Origin of the sequence: Micromonospora parva, from assembly GCF_000718515.1 — a bacterium.
GTDB classification, from domain to species: domain Bacteria; phylum Actinomycetota; class Actinomycetes; order Mycobacteriales; family Micromonosporaceae; genus Micromonospora; species Micromonospora parva.
The window spans coordinates 124,406-140,385 of the sequence record NZ_JNZS01000014.1; the positions used below are offsets into that span (position 1 = coordinate 124,406).

Consider the following 15,980-nt stretch of genomic DNA (forward strand, 5'->3'; position numbering starts at 1 on the left):
CGAAAGTGCAAGATCGACGAGGCCGGGGCGACGATGCCGGGGCGACGCGGGCAGGGCGACGCGGGGCGGGGACGGGTGCGGGTCAGGCGACCACGGAGACCATGCGGCCCTTGACCACGATGACCTTGCGGGGTTCCTTGCCGCCCAGGGTCGCGGCCACCGCGTCCAGGGCCGCCGCGCGGACGGTCTCCTCGGCGGCGTCGGCGGCGACCTCGATGCGGCCACGAACCTTGCCGTTGACCTGCACCGGGTAGGTCACCGTGTCGGCCACCAGCAACGCCGGGTCGGCGCTCGGGAAGTCCGCGTACGTCAGCGAGGTGTCATGGCCCAGCTTGCGCCACAACTCCTCGGCCAGGTGCGGGGCGAACGGCGCCACCATCAGCACCAGCGGCTCGGCGACCTCGCGGGGCGTCGCCGACAGCCCGGTCAGCCCGTTGGTCAGCTGGATCAGCTTGGCGATGGCGGTGTTGAACCGGATGCCGTCCATGTCGCCACGGACCCCGTCGATGACCTTGTGCAGCAGCCGGCGGGTCGCCTCGTCGGCCGGGTCCTCGGTGATCCGCAGGGCACCGGTCTGCTCGTCGACAACGGCCCGCCAGACCCGCTGCAGGAACCGGTACGAGCCGACCACCGCCCGGGTCTCCCAGGGGCGGGACACCTCCAGCGGGCCCATCGACATCTCGTACACCCGGAAGGTGTCAGCGCCGTAGGCCGCGCACATCTCGTCGGGGGTCACCACGTTCTTCAGCGACTTGCCCATCTTGCCGTACTCGCGGTTCACCGCCAGGTCGCCCAGGTAGTAGGCGCCGTCGCGCTCGAAGACCTCCTCGGCCTGCACGTAGCTGCCGCGCGAGTCGGTGTACGCGTACGCCTGGATCATGCCCTGGTTGAACAGCTTGCGGAACGGCTCGAACGACGACACGTGCCCCAGGTCGAACAGGACCTTGTGCCAGAAGCGCGCGTACAGCAGGTGCAGCACGGCGTGCTCGGCGCCGCCGACGTACAGGTCGGTGCCCCCGCAGTCGCCCTCGCCGCGCGGACCCATCCAGTAGCGCTCGTTCTCCGCGTCCACGAACCGGTCGGAGTTGCTCGGGTCCAGGTAGCGCAGCTCGTACCAGCAGGAGCCGGCCCACTGCGGCATCACGTTGGTCTCGCGGGTGTAGCGCTTCGGCCCGTCGCCCAGGTCCAGCTCCACCTCGACCCAGTCGCGGCGACGCGACAGCGGGGTCTCCGGGTTGGAGGCCGCGTCGTCCGGGTCGAACGTCTTCGGGGAGAAGTCCTCCACCTCCGGCAGCTCGACAGGCAGCATCTCCTCCGGCAGGGCGATCGCGGCGCCGGTCTCGTCGTAGACGATCGGGAACGGCTCACCCCAGTAGCGCTGCCGGGAGAACAGCCAGTCGCGCAGCCGGTAGGTCACCGCGCCGGTGCCGTGTCCGTTCGCCTCCAGCCAGGCGATGATCGCCGCCTTGGCGTCGGCGACCCCCAGGCCGTCCAGGTCCAGGCCGCGCTCGGGCGCGGCGCTGTTGATCGCCGGGCCGTCACCGGTGTACGCCTTGCCGTCGAAGCCCTCCGACGGCTGCACGGTCCGCACGATGGGCAGCTCGAAGACCTCGGCGAACGCCCAGTCCCGCTCGTCCTGCGCCGGCACCGCCATGATCGCGCCGGTGCCGTAGCCGGCCAGCACGTAGTCGGCGATGAAGATCGGGATCTGCCCGCCGGTGACCGGGTTGGTGGCGTACGCGCCGATGAAGACGCCGGTCTTCTCCTTGCTGTCGGACTGCCGCTCGACGTCGGTCTTGGCGGCTGCCGCCTTCCGGTACGCCTCGACGGCCTCCCGGGGGCCGGCGTGCCCGCCGGTCCAGGCGTCTCGCGTGCCCGCCGGCCAGCTGGTCGGCGCCAGCGTGTCGACCAGCTCGTGCTCGGGCGCCAGCACCATGTAGGTGGCGCCGAAGATGGTGTCCGGCCGGGTGGTGAACACCCGGATCGGCGCCCCGGCCGTGGCGAAGTCGATGTGCGCGCCCTGCGAGCGGCCGATCCAGTTGCGCTGCATCAGCTTGATCGGCTCGGGCCAGTCCAGGCTGTCCAGGTCGTCCAGCAGCCGGTCACCGTACGCGGTGATCCGCATCTTCCACTGCTTCAGGTTGCGCTTGAAGACCGGGAAGTTGCCCCGGTCGGAGCGACCGTCGGCGGTGACCTCCTCGTTGGCCAGCACGGTGCCCAGCCCTGGGCACCAGTTCACCGGCGCCTCCGAGACGTACGCCAGCCGGTGGTCGTCGACGACCTGTCGGCGCTCGGCGACGCTCAGCTCCGCCCAGGGGCGGCCGTCCGGGGTGGACCGGTTGCCGCCCTCGAACTCGGCGATCAGCTCGGCGATGGGCCGGGCCTTCGCGGCGTCGCGGTCGTACCAGGAGTTGAAGATCTGCAGGAAGATCCACTGCGTCCAGCGGTAGAAGTCGGTGTCGATCGTCGCCACCGAACGCCGCTCGTCGTGCGCCAGACCCAGTCGGCGCAGCTGCGCCTTGTACCGCTCGATGTTCGCCACCGTGGTGGTACGCGGGTGGGTGCCGGTCTGCACCGCGTACTGCTCGGCGGGCAGACCGAACGCGTCGAAGCCCATCGCGTGCAGCACGTTGCGCCCGGCCATCCGCTGGTAACGGGCGTAGCAGTCGGTACCGATGTAGCCCAGTGGGTGGCCGACGTGCAGGCCCGCACCGGAGGGGTACGGGAACATGTCCAGCACGTACAGCTTCTCCGCGCCGGCGCGCGGATGGGTCGGGTCGGCCAGCGGCCCGGTCGGGTTCGGTGCGTGGAAGGTGCCCTCGCGCGCCCAGGTGTCCTGCCAACGGATCTCGATCTCGTCGGCCAGGGCCGCGGTGTACCGGAACGGGGGAATGTCGCCCGCCGGTGCGGCTGCCTCACTCATCGTCTCTCCTCGCTTCGCTTCGCTTCGTCTCGGCACCACCGGGCCGGGCCGGCGGCGGGCACAAAAAAGCCCCTCGCGCAGGAGGGGCCGCCGTGCTGTCGCTGCGTTCAGCGCATCAGCACGGCCCGGTAAGAAGCAGGAAGACTCCGGCCATGCCCCGCAGTGTACCTCGCCCACGGTTCGTCCTGCCGGCCCCCGGGCGGCTCGAAGCCGTTCCCCCGAGCTGGCGAAAATCGGTGCGTAACCGACGGACTACCTGCGGGGGTCGGCGATAACGACAAACATGGTTAGCCTGAGAGACCAGTGAGATTCCTGCGGCAAACGAGGCTCGGCGTCGCGAACCCAACGGCGGGTCCAGGTGCTCTCTGTGCAGAGCTGCCGTGACGGCGACGAGGAGGAGGCCCGTGACACAACAGACCTGGGACGAGGTGGGCGGCCTATTGCCGCACGACGAGTTCCGCGCCGCCAGCGAGGCCATCGTGGCCAACATCGAGCAGGTCATCGAGGGTAAGACCGCCACCGTGCGGCTCGCCCTGGCCGTCCTGCTCGCCGAGGGTCACCTCCTGATCGAAGACGTCCCAGGTGTCGGCAAGACCAAGCTGGCCAAGGCCCTCGCGCGGTCCATCGACTGCACGGTGCGGCGCATCCAGTTCACCCCCGACCTGCTGCCCAGCGACGTCACCGGGGTCAGCGTCTACAACCAGGAGACGCACGACTTCGAGTTCCGTCCGGGCGCCGTGTTCGCCAACCTGGTGGTCGGTGACGAGATCAACCGGGCCTCGCCGAAGACCCAGTCGGCGTTGCTGGAGTGCATGGAGGAGCGGCAGGTCACCGTCGACGGGGTGACGTACCAGCTCCAGACCCCGTTCATGGTGATCGCCACCCAGAACCCGATCGAGATGGAGGGGACCTATCCGCTGCCGGAGGCGCAGCGCGACCGGTTCACCGCCCGCATCGCGATGGGTTACCCGGACTCCAACGCCGAGCTGGCCATGCTCGACGGTCACGGCGCCACCGACCCGCTGCACGAGCTGCGCGCGGTCTCCGACGCGGCCATCGTCCGGCAGCTCATCGCCACCGTCCGGCAGGTGCACGTCGCGGACGCGGTCAAGCAGTACGCGATCGACCTGGTCACCGCCACCCGCGAGGCCCCCGACCTGCGGCTCGGCGCGTCCCCCCGGGCGACCCTGCAGTTGCTGCGCACCGCCCGCGCGGTCGCCGCCCTGGAGGGCCGCGACTACGTCCTCCCCGACGACCTGCAGGCCCTGGCGGTGCCGGTGCTCGCCCACCGGATCATCCCGACCGCCGACGCGCAGCTCGCCCGACGCACCACCGACGCCATCGTCTCCGAGCTGGTGCACCGCCTGCCGCTCCCCCACGACCGGCAGCGCAACCCGTACGACACCCGGCCCGCCACCGGAAACGGCCGCGCGCCCTACGAGCCGCGGAGGCCATGACGTGCGTGCCGGGCTACGCGGGCTGACCACCCGCGGGCGGTCCTTCCTCGCCGCCGCGGTCGCGGCGGCGATCTCGGCCGGCATCCTCGGCGAGAAGGACCTGCTGCGGGTGGCCGTGCTGTTGGCCATCCTGCCGTTGCTGGCCGCCGCCTACGTCGGGCGCAGCCGCTACAAGCTGGCCTGCAACCGTTCGCTGGACCCGCACCGGGTTCCGGTCGGGGCCAACTCCCGGGTGGTGCTGCGCCTGCAGAACCTGTCCCGGCTGCCGACCGGCACCCTGCTCCTGGAGGACCGGCTGCCCTACGCGCTGGGCAGCCGGCCCCGGGTCGTGTTGGAGCGGCTCGGCGCGCACCAGGCCAGCTCCGTGGCGTACACGGTGCGGGCCGACGTGCGGGGCCGCTACGACGTGGGCCCGCTGGTCGTCCGGATGACCGATCCGTTCGGCCTCTGCGAGCTCACCCGCTCGTTCCCCAGCACCGACCACCTGACGGTCATCCCGCAGGTCACCCCGCTGCCGTCGGTCCGGCTCCCCGGGGAGTACGCGGGCAGCGGCGACAGCCGGGCCCGCTCGGTGGCGGTGCACGGCGAGGACGACGCGGCGACCCGGGAGTACCGGCGCGGCGACGACCTGCGCCGGGTGCACTGGAAGTCCACCGCCCGCACCGGTGAGCTGATGGTGCGCCGCGAGGAGCAGCCCTGGGAGAGCCGCGCCACCGTCGTGCTGGACACCCGGGCGTACGGCCACCGCGGCGAGGGGCCGACGGCCAGTTTCGAGTGGGCGGTCTCGGCCGCCGCGAGCATCGCCGTCCACCTGCGGCAGGCCGGTTACAAGTTGCGGCTGGTCACCGGCGCGGGGGCGGACGTGGACGCCTCGGAGGCCGGCGGGGACGGGGCGCTGCTCGACCACCTCGCCGAGGTACGACTGGATCAGCGTGCCGAGGTCACCGGCCTCGTGCAGCGGGTCCGCCAGCGCTCCGACGGTGGTCTGATCATCGGCCTGTTCGGCACTGTCAGCGTCGCCGAGGCGGAGCTGCTGGCCGGGCTGCGGGGCAACAACGCCACCTGCGTCGGCTTCCTGTTGAACAGCTCCACCTGGCTCAGCCTGCCCGAGAAGGCCCGCGCCGAGGCGGAACACGCGCACGCCGCCGCCGTCCTCGCCATGTTGCAGAGTGGCTGGCGGGTGGTCGGCGTCGACCACGGCGGCCGGCTACCGGCGCTGTGGCCGCAGGCCGGCCGGGGTGCGCAGGGGTTCGCCATGCGGGCCGCGCTGGCCGAGACGGTCGCCGGCGGTGTGCGATGAACGGAAGGCTCCCCTCATGATCAGCAGTCGGAACATCGGCGTGGTGGCGGCGGTGGCCACGCTGCTGGCCGCCGCACCGCTGTCGGCCATCTTCCAGGGCTGGACGTGGTTGATCGAGTCCATCATCGCGGTCGCCGTGGTGGCCGGGGTGGCCGCGCTGACCCGACTCGTCCGGGCACCGCTGTGGGGTCAGGTGCTGGGCATGCTGGCCGGCCTGATGCTTGCCCTGACCTGGTTGTTCCCCAGCGGCGAGGAGCTGCTCGCGATCCTGCCGACCCCGGGCACATTCGCGTACTTCGGTGACCTGCTCGCCGGCTCCATGCAGGACATGCGTTCGTACGGGGTCGAGGTCCCGGACACTGACCCGCTGCTGTTCATCGCCGTCCTCGGCGTCGGTGCGGTCGCCGTGCTGGTGGACGTGCTGGCCGTGGGGTTGCGTCGGCCCGCCCTGGCCGGGCTGCCGATGCTCGCCATCTACTCGGTGCCGGTCGCCGTCTACGTCGACAGCGTCCCCGCGGTGCCGTTCGTGGTGGGCGCCGCCGGTTACCTCTGGCTGCTGGTCACCGACAACGTCGACCGCGTACGCCGCTTCGGGCGGCGGTTCACCGGTGACGGCCGCGACGTCGACGTGTGGGAGGCCTCCCCGCTGGCGTCCGCCGGCCGCCGGCTCGCGGCGGTCGGGGTGGCCCTGGCGGTGCTGCTGCCGTTGGCGGTGCCCGGCATGACCGGCGGGCTGCTCGACTCGCTCAGCCGAGGGTCGGGCAACGGCACCGGGAACGGGGGCGGCTCGGGTGGCACGTCGGGTCGGATCGACCTGTTCGCCTCGCTCGCCGGCCAGCTCAACCAGTCCCAGGTAGCCGACCTGGTGAAGGTGAAGACGTCCGAGCAGAACCCGTTCTACCTGCGCTACGCGGTCGCCGACGAGCTGCGCCCCAGCGGTTTCCAGGCGCGCAACCCCAGCGGCCGGTCGGTGAACCGGGACCTGCCGAACCCGGCCGAGAGGGCCGGCCCAGGCGTGCAGCAGGCCACCTACCAGGCGACGGTCGAGGTCACCAAGAGCCTCAGCATGTCGCTGATGCCGGTGTACGCCGAGCCGACCCGCACCGACGACCTCAGCGACAACTGGCTCTACGACACCAACCAGCAGGTGGTCTTCTCCAACCGGGAGAACTCCCGGGGCCGGAAGTACTCCTTCGACTACGTCCGCTCGACCTTCACGCAGGCGGCGTTGCGGGCCGCGCAGCCACTGCCGGCCGACCATCCCGTACGCCGTCAGATGACCGCCACCCCCGCGCCGGTGCCCGAGGTGGAGGAGCTGGTCAAGGGGTTGATCCAGGGCAAGCGCACGGACTACGACCGGGTGTTGGCGATCTACCAGCACTTCTCGGCGGACAACGGGTTCAGCTACCGGTTGAGCACCGAGAGCGGCAGCAGCGGTCAGGACATCGTCAACTTCCTGACCAACAAGGTCGGCTACTGCCAGCAGTACGCCGCCGCGATGGCCTGGCTGGTCCGCTCGGCCGGCATCCCGGCCCGGGTCGCGTTCGGGTTCACCAACGGCAGCAAGCGCGACGGTGACACCTACACGCTGACCAACCTCAATCTGCACGCCTGGACCGAGGTCTACTTCGACGGGGCCGGTTGGGTGCCGTTCGACGCCACCCCGGCGTACGGGGTGCCCGGCGCGACCCGGTCGCCCTGGGCGCCGGACAACGACGCACCGGAGACGCCCAGCCCGGACACTGAGGTCCCGACCACACCGACGGACCCGGGAGCCTCGGCCGGGCCCTCCAGCCCGGACAACGCCGACCGGGAAACCGACGAGGGGTTCGCAGCCGGTGGGACGACGCCGGACGAGCAGCCACCGGTCTGGCCCTGGTGGGCGGCGGGCCTGGTGGCACTGCTGGCGCTGCTCGCGGTGCCGGCACTGCGCCGGTTGGCGCTACGCCGCCGACGGGGTGGCCGCGAGGTGCGCGCGGCGGTGGCCTCCGCCAGTGTCGACGGCGACAGCAAGCCGGGGGCGCGACCGGTGGTGGTCAGTGTGGACGCCAGCCGGGCCCGCGCGGACGCGCACGCCGCCTGGGCGGAGCTGCTCGACACGCTGGTGGACTTCCGGGTCCCGGTTGATCCGACCGAGACGCCCCGGGCGACCGCGGACCGACTTGTCCGGGACGCTCTGGACGACGACGACGACGAGGCGATCGGGTCGGCGCGGCTGCTCGGCCGGGCGGAGGAGCGGGCCCGCTACGCGCGGGATCCGCTGACCGGTGAGCGGTTGTTGCCGGCGCTCCGCGCGGTCCGTGCGGCGCTCGCCACCCGGGCGGACCGACGGACCCGCCTGCTCGCCACGGTGCTGCCGCCCTCGGTGTTGCTGCGCTGGCGTACCACCCTGGCGGACAGGTCCGGCCGGATGGTGGCGTTCACCGGGCGGGCCCGGTACCGCCTGCTGCGGTGGAACCCTCGACGGATGCTGGCCGACCGGGCAGCTCGCTGACCGGGCAGTTCCCCGACTCGCTGACAGGGCAGTTCCAGATCCGGGGCGGCGGCCACCACCGCCGCCCCCCTGTCTGCCCGCCTAAGGTGCCGCCACCCAAGATCGTGCCCGATCCAGGAAAGAGGCCCCTCCCTGGCGCACGATGCCACTCCATCCGGGATCGAGCACGATCATGCGGAAAGGTGGTCCTGCGGAGAGTGATCAGCGGGGAAGAAGGGCGCGCGGATACGACGGAGGTCGCCGGGGGCCTGCCCGGCGACCGCTCGTCGCGGCGTACGGCCCGCCTCAGCGGCGGGACCGGCTCAGCGGTGCCCCTCCGGGCGCTGCCGCCACCTGTCCTCCATGCGGTCCAGGATCGACGACCGGCGACCGGATCGGCCACCGCGCGGACGACGGCGACTCGTCGTGCCGCCCACCACGTGCAGGTCGGGTGACTGCGCCCGCCGGTGCGACTGCACCGCGAACGCGGCCGACGCCAGCATGACGACAAAGCCCGCCACCGCCAGTGGTGGAGTCTTGATCACCGCGCCATAGACCAGTAGAGCCAAGCCAGCGATGATGACGCCGGCGGCGACGAGCAGGCGACGCCGCGCATGGAAGCGCGGATCGCTGGCGCGCACGGCCGAGGCGAATTTGGGGTCCTCGGCAAGCGACCGCTCGATCTGCTCGAACAGCCGCTGCTCGTGCTCCGAGAGCGGCACGGCACTCCTCCCCGGTCACGTTGGTCGGGCCCACTCGGGCCGACAGACCGTGGCAGCCATCCGGCTGCTTACCCGCAAGTCTACGAGGGGGGTCGCGCGTCGGAAAGCGGGACGACCTATGGGCGGGGTGGATTTTCGTTTCGACGGGGATCACGGTCGCCCATCAGACTGGCCGGACCTATGACGGACCGCCCGAAACGGGCAGCGGCGGCGTCCGCGGCAGCTTCCGCCTCGCGCCAGCCGCGCTCGGGGGCGCCGAGGGTGAGTTGCCGGGGAGCGCCCTTCGCCGGGGCGAGTCCTTCCACCCGGACACCGACGAGTCGGATCCGCTCGCCCGGGTCCAGGGCGGTGTAGAGCGCCCAGACCGTGTCGAACATCTCACGGGCGGTGTCGGTGGGCACGTCGAGGGTGCGAGATCGGCTGACGGTGCGGAAGTCGGCCAGCCGGACCTTGAGCGAGACGGTGCGCCCCACCTGGCCGGAGCCGCGTAACCGGACGCCGACCTTAGCGCTGAGCGCGAGCAACGCGCGGCGGATCTCCAACGGGTCGGCCACGTCGACGTCGAAGGTCACCTCGGCGCCGATCGACTTGTCGACGTGCTCGGGGCTGACCCCGCGCGGGTCGCGACCCCAGGCCAGCTCATGCAGGTGCGACGCCGAGGCGGCACCGACGGCTCGACGGAGCATGCCCACCGGCGCCTCGGCGAGGTCGCCGACGGTGGCCAGGCCGAGCTTGCGCAGCGCCTCGGCGGCCCGCTCCCCCACCCCCCACAGGGCGTCCACCGGCAACGGGTGCAGGAAGTCGAGCACCTGCCCCGGAGGCACGACCAGCAGGCCGTCCGGCTTGGCCCGGGTGGAACCCAGCTTGGCCACGAACTTGGTCGGCGCCACCCCGACCGAGCAGGTCAGCGCCTGCTCGTCGGCGACCCGGCGACGGATCAGCCGGGCGATGGTGGCCGGCGAACCGAATAGCCGCCGGGCGCCGGTCACGTCGAGGAACGCCTCGTCGAGGGAGAGCGGCTCGACCAGCGGCGTGACGTCCCGGAAGATCTGCATGACGGCCCGGGAGGCGGCCGAGTACGCGGAGAAGTCCGGTGGCAGGTACACCGCGTGCGGGCAGCGGGCCCGGGCCTGGCTGGTCGGCATCGCGCTGCGTACGCCGTACCGGCGGGCCTCGTAACTGGCCGAGCTGACCACGCCGCGCGGGCCGACGCCGCCGACGATCACCGGCCGGCCACGCAGCTCGGGGCGGCGGCGCACCTCGACCGCGGCGAAGAAGGCGTCCATGTCGACGTGCAGGATCGGGCTGGCGGAGTCGTCGGCGTCCGGCCCGAAGCGCGGATCGTCGCCCCGGGGCAACGACTGACTGCGGCCCATCCCGGCAGGTTAACCCGGGGGTACGACACCACCATCGGCCAGTGGGCCGAACCGCCCCCGGGTCAGCCCCGGACGACCAGCAACGGCACTGTCAGCTCGGCGGCGGTGTCCGACCCGTGGTAGGCCACCAACTTCGACGCCATCGGCCGCTCGGTACGGCTGGCCATGACCGCGTACGTGTCGTTGCAGGTCACCACCACGTCGCCGACGCGGCCCAGGTGTTCCTCGGGCACCGGCCCGAACCAGCCGGTGGCCACCACCTCGTCGCGGGTGCGTACCCGGGCCGTGGCGCCCAGCACCGCCGACCAGGCGGCCAGCACGTCCTCGGTCGCGCCCGGCTCGGTGTGCAGGTAGCGGACCCGGGCCTCGCCGGCCACCAGCCGCACACCGGCCCGCAGCCGCGGATCGGTGTCCAGGTCGAAGCGGTGCGCGGCGGGAATGTCGAGCTGACCGTGGTCGGCGGTGACCAGCAGCGCCGCGTCCGGGGGCAGCCCGTCGACCAGCCGGGCGAGCAGGGCGTCCACCTCGGCGGCGGCGACCCGCCAGGGCTCCGAGTCGACGCCGTAGACGTGGCCGTACCGGTCCAGGTCGGCGTGGTAACCGGAGACCAGGGCCGGCCCGGAGCCGGCGGCCAGCGCGGCCAGCATGGCGGCGGCCACCGCGTCTCCGCCGGCGGCGCCCCGGAAGTCGCCACCCCGGTTGGCGGCGACTGTCAACCCGCTGCCGCCGAACTCCGGCCGACTCACCACTGTCGTCGTCACCCCGGCGGCGCGGGCCCGCTCCAACTGGGTGGGCACCGGCTGCCAGCGCAGCGGCGACGGATCGGCGGCCCAGTCCGTGTGGGTGAGCACCCGATCGGTGCCGGGCACCCGGACGGTGAAGCCGAGCACCCCGTGCGCGCCCGGCGCGACACCGGTGCCCAGCGACACCAGGCTGGTCGGGGTGGTGGACGGGAAACCGGCGATCAGCGGGCGGGCCACCGTCGCGGCGAGCCCGGCGAGCGTCGGCGCGTACGGCGCCGCGGTCGGCAGCTGGTACCAGCCGAGCCCGTCGACCAGCAGTACGGCGATCCGGCGTACCCCGGCCAACGAGGGCACCAGCCCGAGCGGGTCGGTCGAGCCGGGCACCCCCAGCACTGCCAGCGCGCTGGGCAGCACGTCGGCGAGCCGGCCGCCGCCGTGCTGCGGCCCGAGGATCGCCAGCGGCGCCGGCACGTCACCGGCCTCGGCGGTCATGCCGGGCGGCGGGCGAACAGGTGCAGTTGGGCGGCCAGATCCCGGTACGGCGACTGGGCGGCCAGCGCACGTTCCAGCTCGACCAGGGCTGCGGGCTGCCCGTCGGCGACAGCGGCCGGCAGCAGGTCGGCCAGCACGCGTACCCCATGGATCTCCTCGACCACCAGCCCGGCGGCGCCGAGCAGCGCGGCGGCGCCCGGGGCGTCGTAGCGTCGGCGCAGCGTGTCGCGCGGCCCCGCGGTGCCGGCCGGATCGGCGGCCACCGCGGTGGCGACGTCCAGGTGCCCGTTCATCGCCCGGCCCAGCACGGCGGCGGCCCGGCCGGCCACCAGCACACTGGCCGCGCCACCCGGGCGCAGCGCGCTGGCCAGCGCGGCCACCACCGGCGTCGGGTCGTCGACCACCTCCAGTACGGCGTGGCAGAGCACCAGATCGACGCCGGCCGGCTCGACCAGCCCGGCGAGGGCGTCGCCGTCGCCCTGCACGGCGACGATCCGGTCGGCCACCCCGGCCTCGGCGGCGCGGCGGGTGAGCGCGGCGAGCGCGTCGGGGCTGGCGTCGACGACGGTGACCCGATGCCCGGCGCGGGCCAGCGGAACGGCGAAACCGCCGGTGCCGCCGCCCACGTCCAGCACGGTGAGCTCGGCGTCGCCGCGCCGGTCCAGCTCGGCGCGGAGCACCGACCAGATCACGGCGGTGCGGGGTGTCAGCGGCGGCTCGGCGAACCGGCCTCGGGTCTGCTCCACCCGGCCGAGCCTAGTCACCCGGCCCGGTGGTGGCGCGGGCGTGTGGTGGGTGCGCCCACCACACGCCCGATCGGTGCGTGGTGCGGCGGGAGGTCAGGCCTCGGCACCCTCAGTCTCGTCCTCCGCCCGGGACCGGCGCTCGTTGGCCACCGGACCGTTGGTCACCTCGTACTCGCGGGGGTCGGCGAGGTGCGACGGCACCCAGCCGTTGCCCAGTCGGGTCCGCCGGGCGTTGGCGATTCCACCGGTGTACGCGTGATTTCCCGTCACTGTCGTTCCCCCTCACGGATCACGGGCCGCTCTGCCCGCTCGCAACGAGTCTCCCGCTCGGCGGCTCGGGAAACCGTAATGTGGATCACTGGATCAGCGGAAGTCACGGGACGCGGGGCTCACCGGCGGCTCGATGGCGTCCAGCCGGTCGGCGACCAGGTTGGTCACCCCCTCGTGCCGCTGCAACCGCCCCCGGACCACCAGCGCGGCGCTGGTGCGGGCCACCCGCCGGTAGCGCTGCCACAGCCCCGGCGAACAGGTGACGTTGAGCATCCCGGTCTCGTCCTCCAGGTTGAGGAAGGTGACCCCGCCCGCGGTCGCCGGGCGCTGCCGGTGGGTGACGATGCCACCGACCCGGATCCGTTGCCCCGGCTCCACCCGGCCGAGCCGGGCGATCGGCACCGCGCCGAGCACGTCGAGTTGCCCCCGGATGAACCGGGCCGGATGGCTCTCCGGCGACAGCCCGGTGGCCCACACGTCGGCGACCAGCCGGTCCACCGCCTCCATTCCGGGCAGCGTGGGCGCCGCCGCGCCGGTCACCGTGCCGGGCAACCGACCCGGCCGGTCCTGGGCCGCCGCGCCGGCCGCCCACAGCGCCTCCCGCCGGGTCAGCCCGAAACAGGCGAAGGCGTCCGCGGTGGCCAGCGCCTCCAGCTGCGCGGCGGTGAGACCGAGCCGCCGGGCCAGATCCGGCATGTCACGGTACGGCCCACCGGCGACCCGTTCGGCCTCGATCCGTTCGGCCACGTCGGCGCCGAGGGTCCGCACGCTGGACAGGCCGAGCCGGACGGCGGGGCCGCCCAGCCCCCAGGCGTGCGGCGGCTCCCCCGGCCCGCTGCCCCACCGGGTGTCCGGGGTGGACTCCAACACCGCCTTGGCCCCGCTGGCGTTGATGTCCGGACGGCGCACCTCCACCCCGTGCCGGCGGGCGTCGTCGACCAGGGTCTGCGGCGAGTAGAAGCCCATCGGCTGGGCGTTGAGCAGCGCGGCCAGGAACGGCGCCGGGTGGTAGCGCTTGAGCCAGGAACTGGCGTACACCAGGTAGGCGAAGCTCATCGCGTGGCTCTCCGGGAAGCCGTAACTGGCGAACGCGGTGAGCTTGCGGTAGACGTCGTCGGCCAGCTCACCGGTGATGCCCCGCTCGGCCATCCCGGCGTAGAGCCGCTCGGCGATCCGGGTCATCCGCTCGACCGACCGTTTGGCGCCCATCGCCCGGCGCAACTGGTCGGCCTCGGCCGCGTCGAAGCCGGCCAGGTCGATGGCGAGCTGCATCAGCTGCTCCTGGAACAACGGCACACCCAGGGTCTTCTCCAGGGCGTTACGCATCAGCGGGTGCGCGAAGGTCACCGGCTCCTGACCGTTCTTGCGCCGGATGAACGGGTGCACCGAACCACCCTGGATCGGGCCGGGCCGGATCAGCGCCACCTCGACCACCAGGTCGTAGAACTCGCGGGGCTTGAGCCGGGGCAGGGTGGCCATCTGGGCGCGGCTCTCCACCTGGAACACCCCGACCGAGTCGGCCCGGCAGAGCATGTCGTAGACCTCCGGGTCGTCCAGGGTCATGTCACCCAGGTCGAGACTCTCGCCGATCATGTCGTAGCCGTAGTGCAGGGCGGAGAGCATGCCCAGGCCGAGCAGGTCGAACTTGACCAGGCCCACCGCCGCGCAGTCGTCCTTGTCCCACTGCAGGACGCTGCGCCCGGGCATCCGCCCCCACTCCACCGGGCAGACCTCGATCACCGGCCGGTCGCAGATCACCATGCCACCGGAGTGGATGCCCAGGTGCCGCGGGAACGTCTGCAACTCGTTGGCGTACTCCACCACCTGCTCGGGGATGTTCTCCACATCGACGGTGGCGACCGAGCCCCACCTGTCGATCTGCTTGCTCCAGGCGTCCTGCTGCCCCGGCGAGTAGCCGAAGGCCTTGGCCACGTCCCGCACCGCCGAGCGGGGCCGGTAGGAGATGACGTTGGCGACCTGGGCGGCGTGCTCCCGGCCGTAGCGGGTGTAGACGTGCTGGATCACCTCCTCCCGACGGTCGGACTCGATGTCCACGTCGATGTCCGGTGGGCCGTCGCGTTCCGGGGCGAGGAACCGCTCGAAGAGCAGCCGGTGCCGCACCGCGTCCACATTGGTGATCCGCAAGGCGTAGCAGACCGCCGAGTTGGCCGCCGAGCCCCGGCCCTGGCAGTAGATGTCCTGGTCACGGCAGAACCTGACGATGTCGTAGACCACCAGGAAGTAGCCGGGGAACCCCAGCTCCTCGATCATGTTCAGTTCGTGGTCGAGCTGCGCGTACGCCGCCGGGTGCGCCTGCGGCGGCCCGTAGCGTTCGTGCGCCCCGTCAGCGGTGAGCTTGCGCAGCCAGCTCATCTCGGTGTGCCCCGGTGGCACCGGGTACGCCGGCAGCTGCGGCGCGACCAGTTGCAGGTCGAAGGCCAACTCGGCGCCGAACTCGGCGGCCCGCGCCACCGCACCCGGGTACGCGGCGAACCGGGCCGCCATCTCCGCGCCGCTGCGCAGGTGGGCGGTCGCCGCCGCGGGCAGCCACCCGTCGATCTCGTCCAGACTGCGTCGGGCCCGCACCGCGGCGACGGTGGTGGCCAGCCGCCGCCGGCCAGGGCTGGCGTAGTGCACGTTGTTGCTGGCCACCGTCGGCAACCCGGCCGCCGCGGCCAGCTCGGCGAGCGCGTCGTTGCGGTCGGCGTCGACGGGGTGGCCGTGGTCGGTCAGCTCCACCGCCACCGTCTCCGCGCCGAAGAGCGCGGTCAGCCGGTCCAACTCGCGGGCCGCCGCGTCCACCCCCTCGGTGAGCAGCGCCCCCGGCACGTGCCCCTTGCGGCAGCCGGTCAGCACCAGCACGTGGTCCTTCAGCTCGGCGGCGACCTCTTCCAGCTCCCCGTAGACCGGGCGGCCCTTCTCCCCGCCGCGTAGCTGGGCGCGGGCGATGGTGGTCGCCAGCCGGGCGTACCCCTCGTGGCCGTGCGCGAGCACCAGCAGGTGCGCGCCCTGCGGGTCGGGCTCGCCGTTCTGCGGACCGGGCAGGTCGAGGGACAACTCCGCGCCGAAGATGGTCGGCAGGCCCAGCGTGCGGGCCGCCTCGGCGAAGCGGACCACCCCGTAGAAGCCGTCGTGGTCGGTGACGGCGAGCGCGGTGAGCCCCAGCCGGGCCGCCTCCTCGGCCAACTCCTCCGGGTGACTGGCGCCGTCGAGGAAGCTGAAGTTGGTGTGCGCGTGCAGCTCCGCGTAGGGCACCACGCCGTCGGGGCGGGTCAGCTCCGGCGGCTGGTACTGCTCACGGCGGCGGCTCCAGGCCGGGGAGTCACCACCATCGGCGTCCACGGCGAGCGGGTCCACCACGTGCAGGTGCCGCTCACCTCTGCTCCCGCGGTTGCCACCCGCTCGGGTGTCACCGGCCCGGCCGGAGAGCACGCGCTCCAGCTCCGACCAGGGCATCTTCGGGTTGTGAAAGCTCATC

General features: G+C 72.9%; 10 protein-coding genes. 3 read left to right on the top strand and 7 right to left on the bottom strand.

The features are described from left to right. Window positions 1–82: 82 nt before the first annotated feature. Window positions 83–2,923 carry a leucine--tRNA ligase gene (gene leuS / locus IF22_RS0120900; protein WP_030334535.1) on the bottom strand — a complete coding sequence of 947 codons (2,841 nt, stop codon included), beginning with the start codon at window positions 2,921–2,923 and terminating at the stop codon, window positions 83–85. A 404-nt stretch (window positions 2,924–3,327) separates the two neighbouring features. Between leuS and IF22_RS0120905 the strand changes: the two genes are divergently transcribed. From IF22_RS0120905 to IF22_RS0120915, 3 genes are read left to right on the top strand one after another with little or no spacing between them, the layout of a single operon-like run. Next, window positions 3,328–4,380 (top strand): AAA family ATPase, encoded by a 1,053-nt coding sequence (locus tag IF22_RS0120905; protein ID WP_030334536.1) that lies wholly within the window; start codon window positions 3,328–3,330, stop codon window positions 4,378–4,380. Between the two features lies 1 nt (window position 4,381). Next, complete coding sequence (locus IF22_RS0120910; protein WP_030334538.1) at window positions 4,382–5,680, top strand: DUF58 domain-containing protein; 1,299 nt, start codon at window positions 4,382–4,384, stop codon at window positions 5,678–5,680. 16 nt (window positions 5,681–5,696) lie between these two features. Next, on the top strand, window positions 5,697–8,174 hold the full coding sequence (locus tag IF22_RS0120915) for a transglutaminase TgpA family protein (protein ID WP_030334540.1): 2,478 nt from the start codon (window positions 5,697–5,699) through the stop codon (window positions 8,172–8,174). A 302-nt stretch (window positions 8,175–8,476) separates the two neighbouring features. On the opposite strand, the gene IF22_RS0120920 is transcribed toward IF22_RS0120915, so the two are convergent. The 6 genes from IF22_RS0120920 to IF22_RS0120945 all read right to left on the bottom strand — a co-directional run bounded on the left by IF22_RS0120920 (window position 8,477) and on the right by IF22_RS0120945 (window position 15,979). Then, the gene (locus IF22_RS0120920) at window positions 8,477–8,875 is read right to left on the bottom strand and encodes a DUF3040 domain-containing protein (RefSeq protein WP_030334542.1); all 399 of its coding nucleotides are present in this window, start codon (window positions 8,873–8,875) and stop codon (window positions 8,477–8,479) included. Window positions 8,876–8,991: 116 nt separating this feature from the next. After that, window positions 8,992–10,251 (bottom strand): DNA polymerase IV, encoded by a 1,260-nt coding sequence (locus IF22_RS0120925; protein ID WP_030334544.1) that lies wholly within the window; start codon window positions 10,249–10,251, stop codon window positions 8,992–8,994. A gap of 62 nt (window positions 10,252–10,313) precedes the next feature. Beyond that, window positions 10,314–11,486: an alkaline phosphatase family protein gene (locus IF22_RS0120930; RefSeq protein WP_030334546.1), complete on the bottom strand. Its 1,173-nt coding sequence runs from the start codon at window positions 11,484–11,486 to the stop codon at window positions 10,314–10,316. Then, window positions 11,483–12,250 carry a methyltransferase domain-containing protein gene (locus tag IF22_RS0120935; protein WP_030334547.1) on the bottom strand — a complete coding sequence of 256 codons (768 nt, stop codon included), beginning with the start codon at window positions 12,248–12,250 and terminating at the stop codon, window positions 11,483–11,485. The genes IF22_RS0120930 and IF22_RS0120935 overlap by 4 nt, the downstream gene beginning before the upstream one ends. Window positions 12,251–12,325: 75 nt before the next feature. Further along, entirely contained in the window at window positions 12,326–12,502 is a 177-nt protein-coding gene (locus tag IF22_RS35460; RefSeq protein WP_167337320.1) for a hypothetical protein, read from the bottom strand. A gap of 93 nt (window positions 12,503–12,595) precedes the next feature. Further along, a complete protein-coding gene (locus tag IF22_RS0120945) occupies window positions 12,596–15,979 on the bottom strand; it encodes an error-prone DNA polymerase (RefSeq protein WP_030334550.1) in 3,384 nt (1,127 codons plus the stop codon). Window position 15,980 lies beyond the last annotated feature (1 nt).